The 24,449-nt window shown below is 54.1% G+C and carries 22 protein-coding genes; 11 read left to right on the top strand and 11 right to left on the bottom strand.

Annotation, left to right across the window (positions count from 1 at the left end; all coding sequences use genetic code 11):
- Nucleotide 1 precedes the first annotated feature (1 nt).
- Nucleotides 2–919: a sugar ABC transporter permease gene (locus P7079_RS06060; protein ID WP_278012385.1), complete on the top strand. Its 918-nt coding sequence runs from the start codon at nt 2–4 to the stop codon at nt 917–919.
- A 140-nt stretch (nt 920–1,059) separates the two neighbouring features.
- A complete protein-coding gene (locus P7079_RS06055; protein ID WP_278012384.1) occupies nt 1,060–1,434 on the top strand; it encodes a GNAT family N-acetyltransferase in 375 nt (124 codons plus the stop codon).
- 54 nt (nt 1,435–1,488) lie between these two features.
- Here P7079_RS06055 and aroD read toward each other — a convergent pair whose 3' ends face one another.
- Entirely contained in the window at nt 1,489–2,241 is a 753-nt protein-coding gene (aroD, locus tag P7079_RS06050; RefSeq protein ID WP_278012383.1) for a type I 3-dehydroquinate dehydratase, read from the bottom strand.
- A gap of 27 nt (nt 2,242–2,268) precedes the next feature.
- Nucleotides 2,269–3,192: a shikimate dehydrogenase family protein gene (locus P7079_RS06045; RefSeq protein ID WP_278012382.1), complete on the bottom strand. Its 924-nt coding sequence runs from the start codon at nt 3,190–3,192 to the stop codon at nt 2,269–2,271.
- A 195-nt stretch (nt 3,193–3,387) separates the two neighbouring features.
- On the opposite strand from P7079_RS06045, the gene P7079_RS06040 reads away from it, so the two are divergent.
- From P7079_RS06040 to pulA (P7079_RS06020), 5 genes are all read left to right on the top strand, one after another.
- The gene (locus P7079_RS06040; protein WP_278012381.1) at nt 3,388–4,305 is read left to right on the top strand and encodes an ABC transporter substrate-binding protein; all 918 of its coding nucleotides are present in this window, start codon (nt 3,388–3,390) and stop codon (nt 4,303–4,305) included.
- Nucleotides 4,306–4,417: 112 nt separating this feature from the next.
- A complete protein-coding gene (locus P7079_RS06035) occupies nt 4,418–5,383 on the top strand; it encodes an amino acid ABC transporter permease (RefSeq protein WP_278012380.1) in 966 nt (321 codons plus the stop codon).
- A gap of 23 nt (nt 5,384–5,406) precedes the next feature.
- Nucleotides 5,407–6,168, top strand: a complete 762-nt coding sequence (locus P7079_RS06030; RefSeq protein ID WP_278012379.1) for an amino acid ABC transporter ATP-binding protein — start codon at nt 5,407–5,409, stop codon at nt 6,166–6,168.
- Between the two features lie 112 nt (nt 6,169–6,280).
- The gene (pulA, locus tag P7079_RS06025) at nt 6,281–8,179 is read left to right on the top strand and encodes a type I pullulanase (protein WP_278013620.1); all 1,899 of its coding nucleotides are present in this window, start codon (nt 6,281–6,283) and stop codon (nt 8,177–8,179) included.
- Between the two features lie 27 nt (nt 8,180–8,206).
- Complete coding sequence (pulA, locus tag P7079_RS06020) at nt 8,207–10,750, top strand: type I pullulanase (RefSeq protein WP_278012378.1); 2,544 nt, start codon at nt 8,207–8,209, stop codon at nt 10,748–10,750.
- A gap of 56 nt (nt 10,751–10,806) precedes the next feature.
- Here pulA (P7079_RS06020) and P7079_RS06015 read toward each other — a convergent pair whose 3' ends face one another.
- Nucleotides 10,807–11,442: a DUF4126 domain-containing protein gene (locus tag P7079_RS06015; protein WP_278012377.1), complete on the bottom strand. Its 636-nt coding sequence runs from the start codon at nt 11,440–11,442 to the stop codon at nt 10,807–10,809.
- A gap of 65 nt (nt 11,443–11,507) precedes the next feature.
- Between P7079_RS06015 and P7079_RS06010 the strand changes: the two genes are divergently transcribed.
- Nucleotides 11,508–12,812, top strand: a complete 1,305-nt coding sequence (locus P7079_RS06010) for an MFS transporter (protein WP_278012376.1) — start codon at nt 11,508–11,510, stop codon at nt 12,810–12,812.
- A gap of 57 nt (nt 12,813–12,869) precedes the next feature.
- Here the strand turns inward: P7079_RS06010 and ppc are convergent, their stop codons facing one another.
- Entirely contained in the window at nt 12,870–15,665 is a 2,796-nt protein-coding gene (gene ppc / locus P7079_RS06005; RefSeq protein ID WP_278012375.1) for a phosphoenolpyruvate carboxylase, read from the bottom strand.
- Nucleotides 15,666–15,838: 173 nt separating this feature from the next.
- Between ppc and P7079_RS06000 the strand changes: the two genes are divergently transcribed.
- The gene (locus tag P7079_RS06000; RefSeq protein ID WP_278012374.1) at nt 15,839–17,047 is read left to right on the top strand and encodes an LLM class flavin-dependent oxidoreductase; all 1,209 of its coding nucleotides are present in this window, start codon (nt 15,839–15,841) and stop codon (nt 17,045–17,047) included.
- Entirely contained in the window at nt 17,047–17,760 is a 714-nt protein-coding gene (locus tag P7079_RS05995) for a CE1759 family FMN reductase (protein WP_278012373.1), read from the top strand. The genes P7079_RS06000 and P7079_RS05995 overlap by 1 nt, the downstream gene beginning before the upstream one ends.
- A gap of 135 nt (nt 17,761–17,895) precedes the next feature.
- Here P7079_RS05995 and P7079_RS05990 read toward each other — a convergent pair whose 3' ends face one another.
- The 4 genes from P7079_RS05990 to P7079_RS05975 form a co-directional block, all read right to left on the bottom strand.
- Complete coding sequence (locus P7079_RS05990; RefSeq protein ID WP_278012372.1) at nt 17,896–18,357, bottom strand: Dps family protein; 462 nt, start codon at nt 18,355–18,357, stop codon at nt 17,896–17,898.
- 265 nt (nt 18,358–18,622) lie between these two features.
- On the bottom strand, nt 18,623–19,198 hold the full coding sequence (locus tag P7079_RS05985; RefSeq protein ID WP_278012371.1) for a dihydrofolate reductase: 576 nt from the start codon (nt 19,196–19,198) through the stop codon (nt 18,623–18,625).
- 11 nt (nt 19,199–19,209) lie between these two features.
- The gene (locus tag P7079_RS05980) at nt 19,210–20,010 is read right to left on the bottom strand and encodes a thymidylate synthase (protein ID WP_278012370.1); all 801 of its coding nucleotides are present in this window, start codon (nt 20,008–20,010) and stop codon (nt 19,210–19,212) included.
- Nucleotides 20,007–20,477 carry a DUF2505 domain-containing protein gene (locus P7079_RS05975; protein ID WP_278012369.1) on the bottom strand — a complete coding sequence of 157 codons (471 nt, stop codon included), beginning with the start codon at nt 20,475–20,477 and terminating at the stop codon, nt 20,007–20,009. Before P7079_RS05975 ends, P7079_RS05980 begins: the two co-directional genes overlap by 4 nt.
- 43 nt (nt 20,478–20,520) lie before the next feature.
- Between P7079_RS05975 and P7079_RS05970 the strand changes: the two genes are divergently transcribed.
- Nucleotides 20,521–21,957 carry a sensor histidine kinase gene (locus tag P7079_RS05970; RefSeq protein ID WP_278012368.1) on the top strand — a complete coding sequence of 479 codons (1,437 nt, stop codon included), beginning with the start codon at nt 20,521–20,523 and terminating at the stop codon, nt 21,955–21,957.
- Between the two features lie 102 nt (nt 21,958–22,059).
- On the opposite strand, the gene P7079_RS05965 is transcribed toward P7079_RS05970, so the two are convergent.
- The 3 genes from P7079_RS05965 to P7079_RS05955 form a co-directional block, all read right to left on the bottom strand.
- On the bottom strand, nt 22,060–22,317 hold the full coding sequence (locus P7079_RS05965) for a WhiB family transcriptional regulator (RefSeq protein WP_278012367.1): 258 nt from the start codon (nt 22,315–22,317) through the stop codon (nt 22,060–22,062).
- A 113-nt stretch (nt 22,318–22,430) separates the two neighbouring features.
- Nucleotides 22,431–23,117: a response regulator gene (locus tag P7079_RS05960; protein ID WP_278012366.1), complete on the bottom strand. Its 687-nt coding sequence runs from the start codon at nt 23,115–23,117 to the stop codon at nt 22,431–22,433.
- A 16-nt stretch (nt 23,118–23,133) separates the two neighbouring features.
- Entirely contained in the window at nt 23,134–24,324 is a 1,191-nt protein-coding gene (locus P7079_RS05955) for a sensor histidine kinase (RefSeq protein WP_278012365.1), read from the bottom strand.
- Nucleotides 24,325–24,449: the final 125 nt, after the last annotated feature.

Genomic DNA, 24,449 nt, shown 5'->3' with positions numbered 1-24,449 from the left:
GATGATTCAACAGACTGTCAAAAACACTGAGCGCGCTAGCGGCGTCGTTCCTACACAACCTCGGCACTCCTTCGGGTACTGGTTGCGCGACGTCGGGTGGCGCCACATCGTCGGCGTGTTCGCCTGCGTCTTTGCAGGATTCCCGGTGCTCTATATTCTCTCTGCATCGCTGAATGGAAGCGGTACGCTTCTGTCATCGAATTCTCTATTCTCCTCGGTGACGTTTTCGAATTACGCTGGGCTGTTCTCGATTCCACAACAGCCGTATGCTTCGTGGTATCTCAACACACTCGTGATCGGTGTGACCACGGCATGTATGTCTGTCTTTCTCGGAGCTCTTGCAGCGTATGCCTTTTCACGGCTGCGTTTTTATGGCCGACGTGCGGGGCTGCTGTCACTGATTCTCGTGCAGATGTTCCCGCAGCTGCTTTCGATCGTGGCGATCTACCTCTTGCTCGACTCACTGGGCGAGATTTCTCCCTTGCTTGGCATTAACTCGCGTCTCGCTTTGATCATGGTGTATCTGGGTGGCGCGCTCGGGACGAATACATATCTTATGTATGGCTTTTTTAATACGGTTCCCAAGGAGATCGACGAGGCCGCCAAGATCGACGGTGCAGGGCACACTCGCACATTCTTCACCATCATTTTGCCGTTGGTCTCTCCGATTCTCGCTGTTGTTGGTTTGCTCTCGTTCATTGGAACAGTCAGCGAATACGCGGTGGCATCAACCGTGCTCGTCTCTCCTGAGAAGCAAACTCTTGCCGTGGGCCTGTACGCCTTCGTTTCGCAGAAGTTCTCACAAAATTGGGGATTGTTCTCTGCAGGTGCTGTGCTTGCGGCAATACCCGTGGTTGTTGTGTTCTTTGCGTTGCAGAAATACATTGTTTCCGGCCTCACTGCCGGGTCGGTGAAATAATCGCGCGCAAAAGCACTGGGCTGAGCCATGAGCTCACTAGCTCAACCCACGATCATCGAGACGGTGGAATATAAATTGTTTCTCCGGCGTTTTGGGGATGAAAGCGATGAAATGTCCATCAGCCAAAGAAAGGAACATCGATGTTTGACAACTTGACTGATAAGAACGGTCACCCGGTGGAGATGAAGTTCGACGATGCCGGCCACAATATTTTGCTCTTTGTGGACGGCCAGCCTGCCGGAGAACTGGAATTCTGGGATAACGGCGACGAGCGTCTTTTCCCGCATACTGGCGTGCGTGAAGAATTTGAAGGCCGCGGTTTGGGAACGCTCTTGATTAAGCAGGGCCTCCAGATTGCGAATGAAGAAGGCAAGACCGCTGTAGCAATTTGCCCGATGGTCAAGCACTACCTGAACAAGAACGGCGAATCCTATGAAAATGAGGGTGGCAAGTTCCGCATGGGCTCGGGGGCCGAAATCATGGAACTGTGGAAAGAACTTGGCGTCAGCGAGTGATACTCACAGCATGAACGTGGGGTGGCAGGTCTTTTACCTGCCACCCCACGTGGCTTAGTGGCGGCGTGCATCGAGGAGTTGTGTGATCGTCATCTGTCCCGGCGCCGACGCTGATGCCCCAGCAGCAAAGGTGGCACAGCTTGCGTAGTGCTCGGGATAGATTCGACTATCGACTCCTAATGGCCCCATTCCGATAGCGATAATTCGCTTAACTCCGCGTTGATGGGCGCTTTGTGCGCCGTTTTTCAACGCCTCAAGGTCAGCATCAGATTGGGGCATCACTGCAATTTTTGCAATGTCAGCTCCGTGTTGTGCCATGGTGACCAAACGCCCAGTGATTTCGGATGAGTGTGGAGCCCCGGAAAAGTCGTGCCATGACCCAACGATTTCGCAGTTGAGTTTCTTCAGTGTCGTCACGAGTTGCTTGATGGCGGGGGCAGGCCCTAGCCAGTTTGGTGTCCATTCACAATCGCAAAACATCTCAACGTCCACGGCGTCGGCAATTTCATTCGACGCGATACTTATCAGGAGCTCGGCGTAGTCGGGATCGATATCCTTTTGACTTCCCTGTGCTGCAGTTCGAAACGTCGCCAGAATTGGAACTGTGGTGGCATCACGCAAAGCGCGTCCGGCCTCCAGATATTCCTCCATATCAGTGGCGTTGAGTGCATCCATCCGCCATTCAATCCCATCAGCGCCGGTCGCCGCGAGAATTTCGCCCTCAATATCAGCCAGCGAAGTGAACATGACCGGGACAATGGTTTTCGCCTGTTGAGACGTTCCGACTGGCAAATCATGCGTACTCATGTGTGGAATGATAGCTCTCTTGCGTAATCAGGCTTCTGTGTGCCGTGCATGTCGGGAACTGCGCATCCGCGTCGGTACACTAGCGAGGTGATCGCTGGCGTCATCCTGAGTTCGACGTAAATTTTCCAACACGACGTCGGTAGGCATTTGTTCACCTGTGAAGAGGGAAAATGCTTCGGCTCCCTGTTCCACCAGTAACCGGAGGCCGTTTTCGGCACGTATTCCTCTCTCTCGCGCATCTTGAAGTAACCGTGTCTGAGATGGAGCGTAAATAGTGTCCATGATGAAAAGATCGGCAGGGAGCTTGTCGATGTCTCTGACAGGGGTTTGTGCCGTTTGTGGAGTCATCCCAACGCTTGTCGCATTAACAAGAGCAATGGAACCCGTAATCTCCGTTTCCCACGTCGAACTGAGCGGAAGAACATTTGCCCGGGCTCCAGCAGCTTCAACGTCTCGAGCGAGTGTGAGGGCAGCGCAAGCGGATCGGTTGATGATGTGAACCAGCCGCGCGCCGTTGAGAGCTGCCTGGATTGCGATGGCGCGTGCCGCGCCTCCTGCACCGAGTACGGCGAGGTCATTGCCGCGAACCGTTACGCCGTTTGCGGCCAGTGCGCGGATTGCGCCGATGCCGTCCGTATTGTGTGCCGTCAGCCGGCCACCGAGATTCACGATCGTATTGGTTGTACCGATAATCGTGGCAGCCTGCGACGCAACATCGGCTAGTTCCAACCCACGCTGTTTGTGCGGCATCGAAAGATTCCATCCGCGCGCACCCATCGCGACAAGGCCTGTTGTTGCGGCGGCGAGATCTGTGACGTCGAACGCCATGTAATGGACATCTGTACCAGTCAACTGTGCTGCGAGGTTGTGCATCCGTGGGGAGAGTGAGTGCCCTGCCGGGTGAGCAAGGAGGGCGAGAAGTTGCGTCACGGTTACCTGCTTTCTTTTCAAGTCTCTTCCTATTGTGTCAACGGTTCCTGGATTTTTCCTCAAATTCCGCTTTCCCCTCCGATGTCAGGTGCAGCGAACGTCGCTGCACCGAGGGTCTGTGAGTCGTGAGATAACAATGCCCACTCAATAGGTTGTATAACTATCCCTATAGGTGTATATTCTTCCGAAGAGAGCTTACGAGAACGGAGACCCCTCATGAAGAAGATTTTCGGCACCGCCGCAGTTGCACTTACTCTCGCCCTGACTGCTTGTGGCGCAAACGCGACTGAGGGCGCATCGAGCGCACCGGCGTCGTCAAACAGTGGCGCAACAACCGCTCAACCCACTGACCTTTCAGATCTCAAAAAGGTTGATGAGCTCGCAGCGCTTGTGCCAGATGCCGTGAAGGCAGACGGCAAGCTCACCAACGGAGCAGAACTCACTTATGCACCGGGCGAGTTTTATGCGCCCGATGGAACCACGCAGCTGGGCTACGACATTGATCTCACCAGGGCACTCGCCACGGTGCTTGGCCTGAAACCAGAAACTCAAGCCTCGAAGTTCGATGCGATTATTCCTGCGATTGGCACGAAGTACGAGGTCGGTCTTTCAGCGTTCAATATCAGCCCTGAACGCCAGAAAGTTGTCAACATGGTTCAGTATTTCCAGAATGGTTCGCGCTACTCTGTGGCCAAGGGAAACCCGAAGAACTTCGATCCGGCTAACCCGTGTGGAGCTGTCGTTGGTGTGCAGACCGGCACTGCTCAAGATGAGGCTCTCGAAGCCCTTAATAAGGACAAGTGCGCAGCAAAGCCGATTACGATCCAGAAGCAAGATGAGCAAGCTCGTGTCACCCTGGCTCTTGCAGGTGGACAGATTGACGCGATGTACACCGACGGATCGGTGGCCGATTACGCTGGAAAGCTGACGTCCGGAAAGACGGAAATCATCGGCGACCTCATGGATAAGGCGGGAATGGGTGTTGCTGTATCCAAGAACGATCCAAAGCTCACTGAAGCTGTTCAGAAAGCGATGCAGTACCTGATGGATCACGGCTACGTGAAGAAGATTTTCAATAACTGGGGAATTACGGAAGGCGTTGAGACCACGGCAACCCTCAACCCAGCAAAGTAAGTGACACGCGGTCGCTCCCGGCGCTCCGGCGTCGGCGAGCGGCTTCGTGCATTTTCAGCACGCAAATCGTCAATCGCACATACGGTCGCCAAAACGAAATTAGAGTAGAGATATGGAAACAAAACTGATTGAAGCAGTGCCAGTGCGGCACTGGGGCCGGTGGATTTCGGCAGTGATCGTGGGACTGATCGCCGTCGGTCTGGTCTACCAAGTGGTAGTGAATCCGAATTTCCACTGGGACATCGTTGCTGCAAACTTGCTCGCACCAGACATTTTCCGCGCTGTTGGATTCACTCTTGCATTGACGGCAGGCTCAATGATCCTCGGAGTTATTTTGGCTGTCTCGATGGCTGTGATGCGTCGAAGCGAAAATCCCGTGCTGCGCAGTGTGGCAACCTTCTACATTTGGTTTTTCCGTGGCACACCGATCTATACCCAGCTGATCTTCTGGGGGCTGATGGGAACTCTGTGGCCCACAATGACCTTCGGGATCCCGTTCACAAGCATCGAATTTTTCACAATCACCCCGGGTAATCTCTTCGGCGGACTGAACGCCACAATGTTCTTCTACGCTGTCATCGGCTTGGGCGTGAATGAAGGCGCCTATTTGGCTGAAATCGTGCGTTCTGGTCTCAACTCTGTTGACGCCGGTCAAGAGGAAGCGGCGAAAGCGCTCGGCATGTCCTCAAAGCAGGTTCTTCGTCGAGTTGTGTTGCCGCAGGCAATGCGTGTGATTGTCCCGCCGACAGGGAACGAGACGATTTCGATGCTGAAGACGACGTCATTGGTCACTGCCGTCCCACTGACACTTGAACTGACGGCAATTACTTCAGCGAAGGGATCGTCCTCATTCCTTCCTGTTCCGTTCTTGCTTGTTGCGGCATCGTGGTATCTGGTCATTACATCGATTTTGATGATTGGCCAGTACTACCTTGAACGCTACTTCGGACGTGGAGCTTCGCGAGATAGTCTCAAAGTTAGCCGCAAAGCTCATGCTGCCACCAAAGTTTCTCGTCAAGCAGCGATTACAGCGGCGCGAACCACCAACGATGACCCCTTCATCGAGTACACCCCCTGAAGATAAGAGAAGAGAATACAAACATGACGAATGCAGTTCACGTGGACAACGTCCACAAATTCTTTGGGGACCTCCACGTACTCAAAGGAGTTTCTTTCGATGTTCCTGCGGGATCAGTGACCACGATTCTCGGTCCATCCGGCAGTGGAAAGTCAACGATGCTGCGGTGCATCAACTTGCTCGAAACGATCCAAGCTGGCCGCATCGAGGTAGACGGACACCTCATGGGATACAAAGAGAAGAGCGGAAAGCTCTACGAACTCACCTCGAAAGAAGCAGCTGCTCAGCGTGCCAAAATCGGCATGGTGTTCCAGCGCTTCAATCTCTTCCCACATATGACTGCTCTTGAAAATGTGATGGAAGCTCCGGTCCAAGTCCTCAAAATGTCCAAGGAAAAAGCGAAGGCAGAAGCTCAAGCGCTATTGGCACGAGTGGGACTTGCAGATCGTGCTGAACATTATCCGGCAGAGCTCTCAGGCGGGCAACAACAACGCGTTGCTATTGCGCGTGCGCTCGCGATGCATCCCGATCTGATGCTGTTCGATGAGCCGACGTCGGCCCTCGATCCGGAACTCGTGGGAGAGGTTCTTGCGGTGATGCAAGATCTCGCCAAAGAGGGAATGACGATGGTGGTTGTCACCCATGAAATTGGGTTCGCACGCGAGGTGTCAGATCAAGTGATCTTGATGGATGATGGCCAGATCGTGGAGCTGGGTGCCCCTGAACACGTTATCGAGAATCCACAAAATAAGAGAACTCGTGAATTCCTGTCGAAAGTGCTGTAAAAGTCAATGATGTGTTGGGCGCGCCGCCACCGGCGCGCCCAACACATCAACAGCGTAAGAGCTGAAAGGAAACGTAGGATCAGAGGTCTCCGTCCGATAGAATATCGCCGTGATGGAACAAACACCTTTGAAAGATCCGAACGCTCACGCAAATTGGCAAGAGCTTCACTCAAGCAAATTCAATGACGAGTTCGCTTATGACGGCCCACTGGGGGCTGAATACACTGAGCACACCACAATTTTCCGACTCTGGGCTCCCACGGCTGAGCGCGTGGAGCTAATGCTCGGCAGTGACGGAGCGGACCTCATCGACATGCAGCGCGGTGAACGTGGCGTGTGGCTCACGTCGATTGACGACGACCTCTCCGGTGAGGTGTACCGATATCGTCTTTCTTTCCCCGGCGGTCACACGAATGTGACGAGTGATCCATGGGGGCGCGGGGCGACGCCGAACTCGAAGGCATCTGTTGTGATCGATCCAGTTGCGGCAGGACATCCATGCAAGCGACTGGCTCCGATGCGCGCAGCGGACGCGGTGTTTTACGAGGCCCACGTGCGTGACCTGACCATCGGCGTCAACAACGGTATTCGCCACAAAGGAAAGTTTCTTGGGCTGACAGAAACCGGAACGCGCACGGCATTGGGAAATCCCTCTGGTCTTGACTACCTCAAGAGTCTGGGAGTGAGCCATATCCAGCTGTTGCCAATCTACGATTTCGGCTCGGTGGACGAAATGGGCGATCTTTCATGGGGCGCCCAATACAACTGGGGCTACGACCCGATGAATTATTTCGTGCCTGAGGGCTCATATTCGTCTGATCCGTGCAACCCGTATGCACGGATCCGCGAACTCAAGTCCGCGATTGATGCGCTCCATGATGCCGGCTTGCGCGTCGTGATGGACGTTGTTTTTAACCACGTCTACGACGCCGGAACAAATCCGCTCGAGATGACAGTCCCGGGATATTTTTTCCGACTCAACGACGATGGTTCCTTTGCTGACGCCACAGCCTGCGGAAACGAGACGGCATCAGAACAGCCGATGATGCGCAAGCTCATCGTGGATGCGGTGGTCTACTGGGCCAGTGAGTTTGGCTTGGATGGATTCCGCTTCGACCTGATGGGTATTCACGATGTTGAGACGATGAACGCTGTGCGTCGCGCCCTCGACGATATCGATCCATCGATCATCATCATCGGTGAAGGTTGGGTGATGGGGAACCATCCTGACGGCGTTGTACCAGCTGATTACTCCCACGCGGATGTGATGCCGCGAATCGCGCACTTCAACGACTCATTCCGTGACGCAATGAAAGGATCACCGTTCGACAACGGCTCACGTGGGTTCGCCTCCGGTGGCGACGGAGTAGAGGCAGTCGCCGACGGCGTCATCGGATCGCGTCGGGCATACCCGTTTTCTGAGCCGACACAGTCGGTGATCTACAACGAGTCACACGATGACTACACGCTCTTCGATAAAATTTCTCGTGCTTTTCCGCAGGCAAGTCAGGACGACATTATCCGTCGCTGTGAGTTAGCGACCACGATCCAATTACTGGGGGAGGGGATCGCATTTCTTCATGCTGGCCAAGAGTTCGGACGTACAAAGGGCGGATTGCGTAATTCTTATGCCTCACCAGACTCGGTCAATGAGTTCGATTATGATCGCGCAGCTCACTGGCCTGAATTCCCCACACTTGTGCGTTCACTGCTCGCACTTCGCTCGCAACAATCGTGGCTACGGCTAGGAGATTTCGACACCATCGACCGTGTCTACGACTTTACTCACGTGGATCACTCGCGCATCTCCTATACCGTTCGCGCGAATGGACAGGAAGCCCGTGTTTTCATCAATGCAAGTGAGTATCCGTGGGCCACAGAATTGGATGGTAAATGGACAACGCTAGTGGCAAACTCAGCTGCCGACGTCGCAGGTATGCCTGGCACGGTGGCTGAGGTTGCTCCGTTGTCAGTGAGTGTCGCCGTTAAAGAATCTCAATCAGAGTTTTGATCATGACAGATGTCGTCAAGGAGGATTATGAAGATCGTACTCAAGCGTGCTCTCGGCACTGCTCTTGTGGCATTACTTGCGGTATTCAGCCTCGTCGTGCCTGCGCAGGCGGACGAACATAACGGTGCTCCACTCACAGTTGATGTCACCTTCACCCCTGATCCCGCTGTTCCGGCAAGCGAATATAATCTGTGGGTGTGGCCAACTGGAGGTAACGGAACATCTCAGAAATTTGATGGTACAGACAAGGACGGCAACCTGACGGCGTCCGTCCCGGCAGCTGCCGGGAAGACGACCGTCAATTTACTCATTCGCCGCTCAACGTCGAAAAACGAATGGCAATGGCAGTCCGGCGACTTCAAGGACCTCGTTGTCACATCAGCGATTTCTGTGTCATACAAGAACAAGGATACGTTCACTCTCACACGTGAGCCTGATCCCTCCATCGCAAAGCCCGCACCTGCTGAGCCTGGCAAGTGCATGGCATTGCACACCAAAGAGTTCAACGAAAAATACACCTATGACGGTGAGCTCGGTGCGCTGTACACCCCAACATCCACAACCTTCCGCCTGTGGGCGCCTACAGCGACGTCGGTGAGATTCCTCAACGACACTACCGGCAAGGCGACACCGATGGAAGCCGGTGAGAAAGGTACATGGCAGTACACACTCCACGGCAACCAGGCCGGAACCGTTTACCGGTATGAGCTAACGTTCGAAAACGGCACAGTGCATACATCCTCGGACCCGTACGCACGCGCATCTACAGTGAACTCGGCTGCCTCCGTCGTTGTCGATTCACACAACACCGTGCCAGCAGGCTGGTCAACTCAGCGTATGGCCGCGTTGAAGAATCGCAATGAAGCCGTCATTTACGAAGCACACGTTCGTGACTTGACAATCGGCAAAACCAACGGAATTTCTCATAAAGGAAAGTTCCTCGGCCTCGTTGAGAAGGCAACGAAAACAGCTCAAGGCAACCCTTCTGGTCTGGACTACCTGAAGGGGCTGGGAGTGACGCATATCCAACTGCTGCCCATGTACGATTTTGCTTCCATCAATGAAACAGGAGACCTTTCATGGGGAGCTCAGTACAACTGGGGCTATGACCCGGCCAACTACAACGTGCCGGAAGGTTCGTATTCGACGGATCCAACGAATCCCACTGCTCGTATTATTGAGATGAAGCAGATGGTGAAGGGCCTGCACGATGCTGGCCTACGCGTCATTATGGACGTTGTGTATAACCATGTTTTCGACGTCGCCAAGAGCCCTCTCGAACTGACGGTGCCTGGATACTACTTCCGTATGAATAATGAATGTGGTTTCCACAATGGTACCGGCGTCGGAAACGAAACTGCCTCTGAGCAGCCGATGATGCGCAAATTCATTGTGGACTCGGTCAAGTACTGGGCCAAGGAATACAACCTCGACGGCTTCCGCTTCGATCTCATGGGTATCCACGATGTCGATACAATGAATGCGGTACGCGCTGCACTGGACGCGATTGATCCGAATATTATCGTGCTCGGTGAAGGATGGCAGATGGGTAATCACCCCAAGGGCGTGACTCCATCGAACTATCGTCATCCAGCTCAGATGCCCGGAATTTCGCATTTTAATGATGCATTCCGTGACGGCATGAAGGGCTCGGTCTTTGACGCGAAGGCGCCAGGTTTTGTCTCCGATTCGAAGAAGAAGGACGATGCGGATCGCGTCTATGACGGACTTCTTGGATCGCCTCATGCGTTCTCCTTTGCTGCACCCTACCAGTCGGTGGTGTACAACGAGGCACACGATAATTTCACGCTTTACGACAAGCTCAAGGCAACGTTGACCCTCAAGGGGGCGACAGACGCACAGATTGCTCGTCGTCATGCACTTGCCACCACCATCCAGGCGCTCGCGCAGGGAACGTTGTTTATCCATGCGGGCCAGGAATTTTTACGCACAAAGGGTGGGGATGAAAACTCCTACAAGTCACCTGATAAAGTCAATGAATTTGACTATGATCGTGCGGCCACATACCCGGCCAATGTGAAGCTGTTCAAGGATCTTCTGCACCTGCGTGCGACATCTGAGTGGTTACACATGGCAACCAACAACGAGGTCAAGAACCGCATTGTTGGTCGCAGCCTTGATGGCGAACACATCGCTTATCAAGTCAAGGATGCTTTTGGGAAGGGAAATCCCGCGTGGGTTTTCATTAATGCGTCCACGAAGGAATGGAAGGCAGATCTTGCGAAAGGGACGTACGGCGCTCTTGTGAAGGACGGGCGTGTGCTCAACAAACGCGCAAAGATCGAATCGAGTGGATCAGTGAGTGTTGAGCCGCTTTCGGTTCTACTCGTCGGGAGCTGGGATCACACGCAAGACTCATCGCCGGCTGGCTCGGCGACAAAGTCGGCGACAAAGTCGGCGACAAAGTCGGCGCCGACAACATCGGCTCCCAGCGCCTCTGGTCATACTCAGGGTGAGCTGAGCTTCACGGGAGCGAACGTGATCGCAGTGGTCATCGTTGCTGTTGGTGCAATTGCAGCGGGTGCTGTATTGAGCCTACGTCGTCGTTGAGTTCCCGAAACAAATGAATTGGAGGGTTCGCAGATGCGAATCCTCCAATTCATTTGTTATCTTTTGGCGTCACCCTTCGACGTCGCACGGAGAGCTGTTCTGCGACGTGAAGCGAGCGTGCGAGAAGTGCGGACGAGGGTGAATGTCACCCAAAGAATAAGTGCAAATAGCGCAATCACGATCACCAACGCAACAATAGGGAAAAATACAGCGGTCAGGGAGAGCGCTGCTGAGGTTGTATCTTCCGCCATCGACACCACTGGCGCTCCAACACCAAAGGATCCAGCGTTGATCACCGGGCGCGCAGTCATCTTTCCCGAGTGCGTGATCCCGGCAAAGATGACGCCAAGAAGCACCCCGATCCATGGGTGCTGCGTAAATAATGTAGAGGAGTTTTCAAAATTCGCTGCCGCTGTTGTCGCGGCGAAGATCAGGCCGCCAGTGGAAGGTCGGATAAATGAGGCGACGGCGTCGTTGATCGTATCGACGGCAGGGATTTTATCGAGAGTAATTTCGCAGATGAGTAAAAGCGTGGCGAGACTAATCGACCACCAGGAGGAGATCCACCCTAAGCTCGCAGGCAATGTGATGGCGTCCGTGAAGCGAGCAAGGACGGCAACGAAGAGATAAGGGATGTAAGCGTTGAGTCCGGCAGCAGCCGCAAGAGCTGCTCCGGTGATAGCTGCGAGCATAACGTTCCTCATTTCGTTTGGAGAAGTGGATATCTGGCAGGAGTGCTCATCAAGCCAAGGATCAAGTGATCGCATCATCACAACTCTACCTGGCAGCCGAGACACGGGTGTATGCTGTTTTAGTGTTAAATTCAACTACTTTTCGAGGGGAGGCAGCGGTAGTTGCGGGGATTCTTGCAATGGCAGTTCCCGGCATCTTACTGTTCTCTCTACCGGGACTGTTTATTCCATATTGGAAAGATGCGTTGGGTGCAACGAACGCTCAACTTGGGTGGGTGACGACGGTCGCTGTTCTCTCCTCAGGAATCTTTACTTATGTCGCCGGTGTGATGCGTGGATGGTGGGGGACGCGCATGATGTACGTCATCTCTCTCCTCATGCAGGTCACGGCTCTGTCTTTGCTCCTCATTTTTCCTCACTCGCTGACGGCTGTGTATGTCTGGGCGGCAATCGGTGGCATTTCGACAACGTTCGCATATTCACCCTCGCTTTCCGCGGTTCAGGAGTGGTTCCCTCTTCGAGGTGGTCTCGTGACAGGCATGATCAATGTGTCATTCGCGGGGTGGGCAGCGCTTGCCTCACCAATAATTGCTGGTGCTCTTGCGAGGATAGGTTTTCAGGCAACGCTCTCTGTGCTCGTTGGAGCTACTATTGCGTTCTCAATCGTTGCGATCTTGTTGTCCACTCCAAAGCAGGTGGAATTTGCGCGCCTTGAAGAACTTGCAGCATTTTCTCGCAGTAAGAATCGTGTTGAATTAAGCCAATCATTGACTGTGTCTCAAGCAGTCCGTTCGGCCTCATTTTGGCAAATGTGGGTTATCTGGTTTGCGGCAGGGGCAGCAACGATCTCCATGTTGCCATTTTCTGCAACATATGCCACCTATCTCAATGAACATGGTGTGCCTGTGAACACGGCTGCAGTGATCACTGCGTTCGCTATCGGTAATGCGCTGATTCGTATTGTTATTGCGGCAATCATCGATCGAGTCTGTCCCGTGATCATCGCTGCTTGTGCATTCTTTGGCGTTGGTGCTGGCTATCTCGCTCTGACGATTGTCGAAGCCCCGACGGTGCTAGTCGTTGTGGCACTTGTTGCTGGAATTGGGCTCGGTACGATGTTTACAACTGCGCCTGCGTTGTTAACGCCGATCTTTGGAATCCGATATTTTGGTCAGATTTTCGGGCTTGTCTTTGCAGCCTACGGAATTTTTGGCGCACTGGCTGGTCCAATGGTGAGTTCATATCTCCAAGAGTCGATCGGGTTTCACTACGCCTTTGTCTATCTGTCCGCACTTGGCTTCCTTGCATTCGCTGCTGTACTTGCTCAGGGGTATTCGCGGCATCGAATTGTCACTTCCACGCCTGAATGAAAAAGTGGTGGCTCTTGGCATATACGCCAGGGGCCACCACTGCATGATGAGTATCGATTAGCCCGTATTCTTCATGCCAGCGGCTACGCCATTGACAGTAATGAGGAGAGCTCGTCTGGTTTCACGATCAACTTGTGCGCCTGATGCTTCAGCCTCGCGCACCTTCTTCAGCAGCGCTACCTGCATGTAGTTCAACGGTGCGAGGTAACGATCTCGAACCGCGAGGGTTCGCTGAAGCGTTGGCTGATTATCGAGTAGTGTTTCGGCTCCTGTCAGCCACGCAACCTGTTCGACTGTGAGCTTGTGTTCGCGCTTAATGAGTTCAAAGATTGGCCACAGATGCTCAGGAACGAGCGAATGTACATAGTGTGCAGCGATCTCGATATCCGTCTTCGCCAAGGTCATCTCGATATTGGATAGAACTGACTGGAAGAACGAAGATGCCTGGCGCATGTTGAGGAGTTCCTCATCATATCCAGCTTCGCGTGCAGCCTTGATACCCGAACCAAAACCGAACCATCCTGGCACAATCTGACGTGATTGTGTCCACCCGAATACCCACGGAATTGCACGCAGGCCGTCCAGACCCTTCTCTGACGTTGTTCGCTTTGAGGGGCGTGAACCGATATTGAGGTCACCCAGAAGTTCTACCGGTGTAGATGAGACGAAATATTCGGGTAGATCCGGATTCGACGCGAGTTCGTGGTAGGCACGATAAGACGCCTCAGAGATCAGGTCCAAAATCGAATCCCAGTAGGCAACCTGCTCATCGCTGTGCCGGCGTGTGCGATGTAATGCCGTTGCCTGCATAACAGCGGCAAGAGATAGGTCAAGGTTTTCACGTGCAAGGCGCGGGAGGAGGTACTTATCCGAAATCACCTCACCCTGCTCGGTGAATTTAATCTGGCCCTCCAACACTCCAGCTGGCTGGGACATAATCGCATCGAATGTGGGGCCGCCGCCGCGTCCAACCGAGCCGCCACGGCCATGGAAAAGACGAAGCTTGACATGGTGCTTTGCTGCCACATCACGCAGTGCCCGCTGTGCTTTCTGAATCGACCACTGAGAAGTAAAGACTCCCGCTTCCTTATTTGAATCGGAATACCCGAGCATCACCTCTTGCACGTCGCCGCGGAGTCGAACGATTTCGCGGTAGGAGGGATCCGACAGAAGTTGGTCGAGAATTTCACCTGCTGCGGCAAGTTCAACGGTTGTCTCAAGCAGAGGAGCAAAGCCGACGTCGGCGCGCTTTGTTGACGACGACAGATCGAGAATGCCCGCCTCCTTCGCGAGTACTGCGGCTGCGAGAACGTCATGTGCTCCGTGCGTCATCGAAATGATGTATGTGGTGATGACATCGCGACCATACGTACGCTGGGCATCACGCAATGCGCGGAATGTGTTGAATGTGATGCGCTCAAGCGGAGCGAGAATGGACTCTTCGTCGTCGTCAAGCACAGCACCTGCAAGTGGACGTGCAGACGCCAGTTCACGTGACAGGATCTCACGTTTACCCTCAGCATCGAGTTGTGCATATGGGACGTCGAGTTCGCCGAGTCGGTCGTAAAGCTGGGCTAACACGTCGTGGTGTTTCTCGGAGTGTTCACGTACGTCCATCGTTGCCAGGGTGAATCCAACGGCTCGGATGACGTGCATTGCGGTGGCAACGGCTCCGTCAGCAGAACGCGAGTGATGGCGGCGCAGAGCATCGCGAAGCATTGCGAGTTCAGCCAAAAGCTCATCGACGTCGGCGTAGCCACGGCCGTCGTAGGCCGTGCCTTCAGCGAAACGCTCACGAGTGACACTCACCTTGTGTCGCATAGCCCCGAGCACCAAACGGTAGGGCTCCTCAGCAAACATCCGGCGAATCTCTTCATCGCCAGGGTACGCCTGGTAATGAGCGTCCAGGTAAGCTGCGAGTTCGTCATCGGCACCGGTGAGCGCTGCAGAGATCGAGGTGGACTCGATGAGCTGGGTGAGAAGTTCGGCGATAATGTCCATTGCGGTGGTTGCTTGCAGGCGCAAAACCGTCGCAGTGACTTCTGGCGTGACGAAGGGATTCCCGTCGCGATCGCCACCGATCCATGTGCCGAAGATAAGCGGTGAAGATGAGTCGGAAAGTCGCGCACCAGACGCCTTGAGCTCGGAATCGAAGTCGCGAAGGAAATCGGAGAGCGTATGGAGGTAGATTTGGCGAAGATAATAAAGTGCGTTGCGCGCTTCGTCGATTGGTGTCGGTTGTTCGGAGCGAATCTCGTCGGTCTGCCACAGGCTCTCAATAATTTCAGTGAGCCGAGCATTTTGACGCTTACGAGCGAGTGTGCCAGATGTGGTATCGATTTCGAGAATCTCAGAAATCGCACGTAGCTTACGTAGAATCGCGCGACGAGAGGCTTCAGTGGGGTGTGCAGTGAAAACGAGCCGTGCTTCGAGACTATCGACGGTTTCCTGCAGTCCTTCGGCGCCGAGTGTATCAGCGATTTGACGAACTGAGGTGGGGATCCATGAGTCGGTGTCATTGGCTGCTTCGATTGAACGGATGCGATATGACTGCTCGGCCGAATTTGCGAGCAAGAAGTACTGTGCAAATGCGCGCGTTGCCAGAGTTGCTTCTTCACTCGGGAGTGCTGAAAGAGTGGTAAGGAGTTCACGTCCGAGTGCATCGGTTGGATCATCTGCAGCTGCTTTGGCGCGCAGACGGATACTGTCAACCAGTTCGAGCACATCGCTGCCATAGTGATCCTCAAGCACATTTCCGAGCAGCGTGGTGAGCCGTCGGACTGCTGCGCGCAATGACGCGTCAATACGCGGATCGTCCTGGATTGGCTCGGCGCCGTCGATAACTTCGGACATATATCCCTCCCGTTGTTTTCCGCGCTCAATCTTAGTCGTGCCTGAACAACTCACACAATTGTGGTGGCGAATGGGGAGAATGCCCCCCTCGGCCTAAAGGTTGAATATTTAACTAAAGGGTGATACTCTCATCTCAGAAACACAACTTCCTCGAATAATGAAGGAGCAAGAACATGGATATGCAGTTCGGAGTATTTTCTGTCTCAGATATCACCACCGATCCCACCACGGGTCGCACCCCCACGGAACACGAGCGCATTAAGGCCTCGGCTGAGATCGCGAAACATGCTGAGGAAGTCGGTTTGGATGTGTATGCCATCGGTGAGCATCACAACCCGCCGTTCTTCTCCTCGTCACCAACTACTACGCTTGCCTATATTGCGGCGCAGACCAAACGCATCATACTGTCCACTTCTACCACCTTGATTACCACTCAAGACCCGGTCAAGATCGCTGAAGATTTTGCGATGCTCCAGCATCTGGCGGACGGGCGAGTCGATCTTATGATGGGCCGAGGTAATACGGGCCCGGTCTATCCTTGGTTTGGTAAGGACATCCGCCAAGGTATTCCGCTGGCGATCGAAAACTACTCACTTCTGCGTGAGCTGTGGGATAACGACGTCGTGAACTGGGAAGGTCAATTCCGCACCGCCTTGCGTAACTTCACCTCGACTCCGCGTCCTCTTGACGGCGTTGCTCCCTTCGTCTGGCACGGTTCGATTCGTTCCCCAGAGATTGCTGAGCAGGCTGCCTACTACGGTGATGGTTTCTTCCATAACAACATCTTCTGGCCGATGAGCCACACGAAGCGGATGGTGGCACTGTACCGTCAGCGGTTCGCGCACTACGGTCACGGACGCCCGCAGGATGCCATCGTGGGCTTGGGTGGACAGTTCTACATGGCCAAGGATTCCCAGACTGCCAAGCGCGAGTTCCGCCCCTACTTCGATAATGCTCCGGTGTACGGCAACGGCCCGTCAATGGAAGACTTCACCTCGCAAACTCCGCTCACAGTCGGATCTCCGCAGGAAGTAATCGATCGAACCCTGGGCTTCCGTGAGGCGGTTGGTGACTACCAGCGTCAGATGTTCCTCATCGACCACGCGGGCTTGCCATTGAAGAAGGTCCTTGAGCAGATCGATTATCTGGGTGAAATTTTGCCGACCTTGCGCAAGGAATTCACAGCGATGCGCGAGGATGGCGTCCCCGATGCGCCAACTCATGCGTCGCTCGTTGCGGCTCGTGGAGGTGCGCATGATTCCACTGTTTTCGGTGAGCCAGACAACGTTTCGGGCGTTGCGACACCGTATGAGCAGCAAGAAAATGACGAAGCTTCAGTCAGGCACGCTGACAACCTCTTGCACCTGACGGAGAAGCACTGATGAATATCGTCGTCATATCGGCGTCGCTCTCGGAAAATTCGACGACTGACGCGTTGGGGGAAAAGCTTGCGCGCGCGGCGGTGGATGCGCTGCCGGGCAGTGAATATCACGTGATTTCGCTACGTGCCCATGCTCATCACATCATGGATGCGATGTTGGCGGGTTTCCCTGCGCCAGCGCTCGAGGAGGCGTTCGATGATGTTCTCAATGCTGATGCGGTGGTGGCGGTGACACCGGCTTACAACGCGTCCATGTCGGGGCTGTTCAAAAGCTTCTTTGATGTTATGCCGGAAGATACGCTCAAGGGCAAGCCAGTGCTGATCGGTGCGACGGGTGGCACTCCGCGCCATTCACTCATCACTGAACACGCGCTGCGGCCGATGTTCTCCTACCTTCATGCGCATGTGGTTCCCACAGCGGTGTATGCGGCAACAGAAGACTGGGGAGCAGCAGCTGCCGACTCTGATGGCTCGGGAGGCGCGTCGCTTGAACGACGTATTTCGCGCTCAGGGCGCGAGCTTGCTCGTGCAGTCATGGTTGAGCAAGGTGAAATCGCCAACACCAGTGCCGCGGTTGGTAACGCGCAGGTGCGTCAAGTTCAACAGCGCGGTGCGACGCGTCTCGCAAGTAAGAGTCAGGAAGAGCTGATCCAGACTGACCCTACTGAGCTGTACGAAGACTTTGCCTCGTTCGATCAGCTTTTGAAAAAGTAGGAGTGTGGGGTGCTTGGAGAAAGCACCCCACATCCATGGTGGTCTCAACGTAAGAAATACATTGAGATCATCGTGGGTGTAAAGAATCGGTGGCAGATAAATTATCTGCCACCGATTCTTTACACCTGTGAAATACTAGGCCTGCGCAATTGCTGAGCCAATGAACCACGCTTGCTGCTCAAGGCGACGCACGTAGTCGAGGAGAATATCGGCCGAAGCAGGATCCTCAGCATCGACCTTCTCATGTACCTGGCGCAGGGTGTTGACAGTAGCGGTGATTGCGGCAACGGCTGCGGCTGCACCATCAACGTCGCTAATCGAGCCTTCGCTCAACGCCGGAAGAGAGTGCGATTCGGCGACTGTGCTCGGACGGCCGTCTGCATTGAGTCCGACTGCGCGCATACGCTCAGCGACCTCATCGGATGCTTCGCGTGCGATGGTGACGACATCATCAAGATAGAGGTGAAGTGCGCGGAAGCCTGGGCCAACGATATTCCAGTGCAACTGCTTGGCATTGAGAGACAATGCGGTCACGTCGGTCAGCACCTTCTGAAGCGATTCTCCGAGTACGTCGGAGGCCTTAAATGCGTCTGCCATGATTCCTTTCCTTTCGGGTCTTGACCAAAGTGGAGATATTGGGACATATCCACTTTCTGGTATGAGTCCAGTATACCGCTCACGGGGAAAGTTTCTGGAAGTTTCGATACAGGCGAAATTGAGATGTGTTGGGGTAAACGTGGATTTGCGCGAAGAACACCTGAGGTTTGTGTGTCATGTCCGCTTTATTGCCGATTACTCGAACAAGAGGGATCAAACGATAAATCAGTCACTGCGCTCATCATCGATGAGGAATTGCTGGTTGCTACAATCCCAGATCCACGTCGGGAACTGTGATACCTCGGCGCACGTAGAGCGTGACGCGGAAACGCAGACCAGTACGTGAAGTATGCCAGCCGTGCTCTGGAGAAACCTGTGTAGCACAGAAATCGCGCCGATGCCAATTCGGAGCGAAAGTGTCGGCGTCGGGCACATCAAGATCAACGTCAGTGATCAGAAGCAAATCTGCCTGATCAGCCAGCATGTCGAAGAGTCCTGCGCCGCCAATGCACCATGCGATCTTGCCCGTGGCATTGAAGTAGGCCTCCTGGGCGCTTCGCACAACATGCGCTCCAGGGAAGTTATCGGCGTTTGCGCTGGTGACCACAATATTTCTGCGATTCGCGAGCGGGCGGTTGCGGGCAGGAATTGAATCCCAGGTTTTCCTGCCCATGAGAATATCGCTGCCAGTCGTGACATGTTGAAAGAGTGCGAGGTCTTCGGGGAGATACCACGGGAGTTCACCATGAACTCCAATTGCGCCATCGTGGCCTTGAGCGAAGATCAAGCCAAGTAGTGGACGGTTGGGGCAGACACTGTGAGTAATATGCGGTGTGGACATCGCCGGCCTCCTCATACTGCCACGGGTGCAGAAATCCTCGGATGGTGGTTGTATCCGTCTGACGCATCGATATCGTCCATATGGTAGTCAAAGATCGAGGAAGCTTTGCGCAAGTGAAGAGTCGGGAACGGATAGGGTTCGCGACGAAGTTGCTGCCTCACCTGCTCAAGATGATTGGTGTAGATGTGGCAGTCGCCGCCAGTCCACACAAAATCGCCAACCTGAAGATCAGTTTGTTGCGCAACCATATGTGTGAGTAATGCGTAGGAAGCAATGTTGAAGGGAACCCCGAGGAAAAGATCTGCGCTTCGCTGGTAGAGCTGGCACGACAGACGACCGTCAGCAACGTAAAACTGGAAAAATGCGTGGCACGGAGCTAGCGCCATTTTGTCCAGTTCGCTGACAATCCACGCTGACACGATGAGTCGGCGCGAATTGGGATCGGTTCGAATCTGTTCGATCACGTGAGAAATTTGGTCAATGTGTTCGCCCGACGGCGTGGGCCAGCTTCTCCACTGAGCACCGTACACAGGGCCTAAGTTTCCATCCTCATCAGCCCACTCGTCCCAGATAGTGATGCCGCGTTCACGTAGCCATTCGATGTTCGTGTCTCCGCGCAAGAACCACAGTAGCTCGCCTTTGACAGCTTTCATCGCGACGAATTTCGTGGTAATACGCGGAAATCCCTCGGTGAGGTCGTACCTGAGCTGACGTCCGAAAACAGACAATGTGCCCGTTCCGGTTCGGTCACCCTTGAGAGTGCCATTTTCCATGACGTCAGCGAGCAGGTCTTCGTATTGGCGATCGATCATGACTCCAGTGTATCGATAAGCGAGTTGACGATGAACGTATCGTGTTCAAGCGCGCGCCCGGCATACGCGACAGCTTTCTCTTCGATTTTCTTCCCGACGAAGGGGACGGAGACACGGACCTCGCCGCGAATCTCCGCAATCGATCCGGCGTCGTCGGGGGAGAGCGTGACACGGAAGTTAGCTGTTACCGGCAAACCAGTGACTTTCACGACGTGCGCAACGACGTTGGACTGCGCACGTGCTTGGACTTCTGCCCAGAAGCCGTTCGATGCGAAACGTTTGACAGTTTCCGGAAGCACATCGGCACCTGCTCGTACGCGCACGCTCGCCACAGTTCCATCGAACGAATATTCGTACGATTTCACTCCAGCTTTGCTTGCGCGTGCATCAGCCAACTCGCGGCTCAGCAGAACTTGAGCAACCTCGTCGGGAGCAGCGTTGTAGTGCGCCTGTGCTGAAAACTCCATAAGTCCCCTCCTTGCGGGCAGAAATTCCCCTATTGTTAGGGGCGTGCCTACTTTAACGAAGATGCTTGAAAGAATACCGGAATTTAGCCAAGACGATCGTGATTGGCTTCATCGACTCATCGGTGATTCCCAGCTTTTGGCGGACCTGACGTTTTCCGATGTGCTGCTGGTGGTTCACTGCCGTGGACAATACAAAATTGCAGCGCAAACCCGCCCTGCAACGGCGGCAACTCTTTACGAGTACGACGTCGTGGGGATGCCCGCGTCGGACGAAGTGATCGAAGATCTTGACGACGTCTACCTGCGCAACAAAATGGTACACACCCAGCTCGGTGACCGTCGTGTGGTCATTGTCCCGGTATGCCGTGTGCCAGGCTCGCCTATTGCGTTGCTGGCGCTCATGAGTGCGCCGCGCCCAGATCGTCTTCCTTCACAAGCGCAACTGAGCTATGAGGACATCGCGAACGAACTCCTGACGATGGTGCGTGCTGGAGCATTCCCGGTAGAAGGCTCGCCCACTGGGTATCGCCATGGTACCCCGCGCGTGTCCGACGGCGTTGTCCATATCGACGGCGCGGGTCACGTGTTGTACATGTCACCGAATGCTGTGTCCCATTTCCGCAGGCTTGGTGTGGATGACACCCTGATGGGATCTGTTCTTGCTGAAGCTGTTACCTCGCACATCGAAACGCGCGATGTGGATGAGTCCTTGCCGGTTGTCTTGATGGGGCGAGCTGCATGGATGAGCGAAGTGGAATCTCATGGGGTTGTGATATCACTGCGCGCGGTTCCTCTGCTTTACCAGGGCAAACGCACAGGAGCGGTGATCTTGTGCCGTGACATCACTGAACTTCGCCGTCAAGAGCGCGAATTAATGACCAAAGATGCCACGATTCGTGAAATCAACCATCGAGTCAAAAATAATCTTCAAACAGTCTCCGCGCTTTTGCGTTTGCAAGGGCGCCGAGCCACGAATAAGGAAACTGCCGATGCCCTGGCCAACGCTCAGCGACGAGTATCGACGATTGCGTTAGTCCATGAGCGGCTCTCGGAAACAATCGATGAAGTCGTCGATTTCGATCATCTCTTCATTCCACTGATGCGACTCATTCGTGATGCTGCTGTGACTGACGTGGACGTGCGAACAACATTTACTGGGTCTTTTGGGCGGGTACGTGCTGAACAAGCTACTGCGCTCGCAGTGGTGATGAATGAAGTGCTCTCGAACGCTATTGAACACGGGCTGAGCCATGGTCAGGAGGATCCACGAATCGACATCGAAGCAAGTCGATTCGGGCAGTGCCTTGTGGTGACGGTGTGTGATAACGGAAATGGCATCGGTGAAAAGGGGCCTGGCTCAGGTTTGGGTACTCAGATTGTGCGAACGATGGTCTCAGGAGAGCTTGCTGGATCGATCCAATGGTCCAACCGTGATGAGGGAGGAACGGAAGTCACCCTTACAGCGAAATTACGTTCGTAATTACCTCTGAGATAATGCGCAACAAAAAGTACGCAGGCCTGAAGGTCTGCGTACTGAGGTTTTGCACTGTCTCTAACCTGATCCTGTCGGTATGAGATACTTTTATCCGACTGTGGTGACGCGCGTGGCTCGCGCTGCTTTGCGCTTGAGAGCTTTGCGTTCGTCTTCAGATTTTCCTCCCCAGACACCACAGTCTTGGTTTGTCTCGAGGGCGACTTTTAGGCATGTTTCCGCCACTGGGCAATTTTGGCATACAAGTTTTGCGCGTTCCATTTGTGCCAGTGCTGGGCCAGAAGAACCGATGGGGAAAAAGAGTTCGGGATCTTCCTGCAAACATGCAGCACGGCTACGCCAATCCATGTATCGCTCCTTTTCGCTGTGAGGGTAATGTCGCTTTCTGATCATACGCACACAGGCAGGGAGTTTCTCGCATGTCGTTAAAAGTGTGACCGAGCACCTCCCGGGCGTGGAAATTATTTTTCGTCCGAGGATCCGGGGGTGACGACGCCAGCTTCAAAAGCAGCAACAACTGCTTGAACACGGTCGCGCGCTCCGAGCTTAGAGAAGATTCGTCCCACATGAGTCTTCACAGTTGCTTCAGCAACATAGAGCTTCGAGGCAATCTCTTGGTTCGACAGGCCCTTCGCCATGAGAATAAGGACATCAAGTTCACGCTCTGTCAGGTCATCGAGGATCTCGGGGTGAAGAGAATCAGTGCGAACCTGGTTTGCCGCAATTTTCTCTACGAGGCGCTTCGTTGGTGCAGGCGCGATGACAGCATCACCGTTGTGTACGGTGCGAATGGCGGTGAGGAGATCGTCCAGTGGAGCATCCTTGAGGAGGAAGCCCGAAGCTCCGGCCTTAATCGCTGCCATCACATATTCATCAATGTCGAAGGTCGTCAGGATCACGACTTTCGGCGAAATTCCATGTGGTAGCTGGCGGTTTGTTAAAGCTTTGGTAGCCGCGATGCCATCCATATCAGGCATACGAATATCCATGAGAACCACGTCCGTGGGCACAAGTGCAAGTCGATCAAGCGCGCTCTTGGCATTGCCCGCTTCCATCACGACGTCCATGTCGTTCTGGGAATTAATCACCATGGCCAAGCCAGATCGGACGAGTGCTTGATCGTCTACGAGTCCCACGCGAATCGTCATCTTTTCCTCAATTCTTTCAGTTTAAAGGGAAGCGGGCGGTGACTTTGAATCCGCCTGTCTTTCCTGCCCCGGTAGTGACAGTGCCTCCGAAAGCTCCTGCACGCTCGTGCATCCCGATAATACCGTGTCCACGACCATCTGTAATAGAAACTCCTGGTCCGTCGTCGAGAACTTCGAGCGTGACCGCCGTTGGCATCCACGACAGAGTGCCGGTGATGCCAACGTCATCACCACCGTATTTTAAGGAGTTCGTGATTGCTTCTTGGCAAATACGGAAAAGCGACGTGCCCACTCCGGTGGGGAGCGCATAGGCATCGCCGACCTGATGAAACTCTGCACGATGCCCAATTTCTTGGACTTGATCAAAGAGCGACGGTATGTCGTTGACGTCGGGCTGAGGATGGCGCGGCGAGGCAGGATCATCGCCGGCGCGTAGTACTCCAATGATTGCACGCATATCAGCCAGCGCATCGCGAGCGATATGCGAGATAAGATCGAGAGTTTTTTGTGCAGCCTGGGGATTTGTTTTTGCTGCGTAGAGGCCGCCGTCGGCTTGTGTGATGACGGTGGTTAACGTGTGTGCGACGACGTCGTGCATATCGCGAGCGATCCGGTTACGTTCCTCGACGACGGCGAGTTCAGATTCGCGTTCAGCCTCACGTTTTGCTCGATGTGCATCAAGAACGACAGTTTTAATCTTATCTAGGCGCATCCTGCGAATAGCTCCAGTGGTTGCAACGATGATAATGAGCGATTCGGCAAGTAAAAAGAAAATGATGAGATCAGGGGGCGATAGCAAACCGATTCGGGCGATTGTGAGAAGAATGCCGCCAATAATTGCCGATACGATCGCGGCGACTCGCACCACCAGTGGGCCGTACGCGACAACGGTCCACAGAGCGAAGAGAATCGCCAGATCGGAGATAATAAGATCTGTTGGTGAGGCAATGAAACGCACAATCATGCAGGCGTAGATCACCCCTGCTGAACGAACAGGAGAAGTGCGTCGAAAGACCATTGCACAACTGACCACGATCCCGATTATCACAAGAGCGAATGTTGCTAACGACCCCCAGGACGCGGCTGCGACACTGAAAGAATCAATAAAAGAGAGGGCAAAAGCGAGCGCGAGAACGGCATCGAGTGGTGATACTCCCTGAATTGTCCAGAACTGAGCTGGTTCTACAAACTCGGGCGGCTTATTCATTTACGGTTCCTTGAGTCGTCATGCAGTCACAAATATTTTTGCACGTCACCACTCGGTTTGCCTGATGAGGTCGAGTGAACGCCGGTGGGAAATTCTCACGCGCAGTGCATTCGATTTTCTGTCGC

This window comes from Arcanobacterium canis (genome assembly GCF_029625435.1).
In the GTDB taxonomy this organism is placed as follows: Bacteria; Actinomycetota; Actinomycetes; order Actinomycetales; family Actinomycetaceae; genus Arcanobacterium; species Arcanobacterium canis.
This window is presented reverse-complemented; position numbering and strand designations above follow the sequence as displayed.